Source organism: Leisingera sp. F5, from assembly GCF_001593695.1.
This window is the reverse complement of record NZ_LUKH01000843.1, coordinates 1-1,578: the sequence shown is the minus strand read 5'-3', so window position 1 is coordinate 1,578 and position 1,578 is coordinate 1. Positions and strand designations below refer to the sequence as shown.

The 1,578-nt window shown below is 64.2% G+C and carries 1 protein-coding gene; it reads left to right on the top strand.

Annotated elements, in window-relative coordinates; translation table 11 throughout:
- On the top strand, positions 1-1,372 hold a 1,372-nt coding region (locus A2I95_RS36645), incomplete at its 5' end, for a YdiU family protein (protein ID WP_291737403.1).
- Positions 1,373-1,578: the final 206 nt, after the last annotated feature.

The following is a 1,578-nucleotide window of genomic DNA, read 5'->3' as shown; positions in this document are numbered from 1 at the left end:
GCAGTTCTACTCCAAACTGGTGCCGCAACCGGTGAAGGCGCCCAGGCTGATTGCCTTCAACGAGGATCTGGCCCGGGTGATGGGCATAAGCCCGGGCGACGCGGCGGAGATGGCGGAGGTCTTTGGCGGCAACCTGGTGCCGGAGGGAGCTGATCCGCTGGCGCAGATCTACGCCGGGCACCAGTTCGGAACCTATAATCCGCAGCTTGGCGACGGGAGGGCGATCCTGTTGGGTGAGACTGTCGGAACGGACGGCAAACGGCGCGACATCCAGCTGAAGGGCTCGGGCCGCACGCCGTATTCCCGCGGCGGCGATGGCCGTGCCTGGCTGGGGCCGGTGCTGCGCGAATATGTGGTCAGCGAGGCGATGCATGCGCTTGGCATCCCCACCACCCGCGCATTGGCGGCGGTGGAGACCGGCGAGACCGTCTGGCGCGAAGGGGCTCTGCCCGGTGCGGTGCTGACACGGGTGGCCTCCAGCCATCTGCGGGTGGGGACGTTTCAGATCTTCGCGGCGCGCGGCGACAAACACAGCCTGCGGCAGCTGACGGGCTGCGCGATTGGCCGCCATTACCCGGAAGCGGATGGTGCCATGGGGCTGCTGCGTGCGGTGCGCGATGCGCAGGCCAAGCTGATTGCGGCCTGGATGGGCGTGGGATTTATCCATGGTGTGATGAACACCGACAATTCCGCAATCTCGGGCGAGACAATCGACTATGGCCCTTGCGCCTTCATGGATGTCTACCACCCGCATACGGTGTTTTCCTCGATCGACCGGGGGCGGCGCTATGCCTATGCCAATCAGCCTTCAATAGCGGTTTGGAACCTGGCACAGCTGGCGACCGCGCTGATCCAGCAGCTGGACGACCCGCAGGCAGGCGTCGAGGAGGCGACCGAAATCGTGCATTCGATGCCGCAATTGACCGAAGAGGCTTGGCTGACCCGGTTCCGAGCCAAGCTGGGGATCACTACGACGCAGGAAAATGACCTGGAGCTGGTCACTGGCCTGTTGGAGCGGATGGCGGAAAACCAGAGCGATTTCACCAACAGTTTCAGCGCGCTGGCTAAGGGCACGGCACGGGATCAGTTCACCGATCCGGCGGCTTTTGATACCTGGGCTGAAGGCTGGCAGGCGCGGCTGGCGGAGGAGCCGGACCCGCAGGCCGTGATGCGGGCTGCCAACCCGGCCTTCATCCCGCGCAACCACCGCATCGAAGAGATGATTGCCGCCGCCGTGGCAGGTGACTTTGCGCTGTTTCACCGGCTGAATACGGTTCTGACCAACCCTTTTGCGGACCAGCCGGAACACACGGATCTGCAACGCCCGCCCGCACCGGAAGAAGTGGTGCAGGCGACCTTCTGCGGGACCTGATCCGCTTCTTTCTGATTTCAAAAACCTCCAGGGGTGAATTGAGCCGCAGGCTCAAGAGGGGGCGGGCAGCCCCCCCCCGGCCACGCCTGCGGCGGGATGACAGTTGTGTTTCAGATGCGTCCTGCGCCAAACTCAGGACAGGCCTGGAGAGACCGGATGCTCAATCGACCGCCGCAGGACACGCTGCGGGTTGCCACCTTTAATAT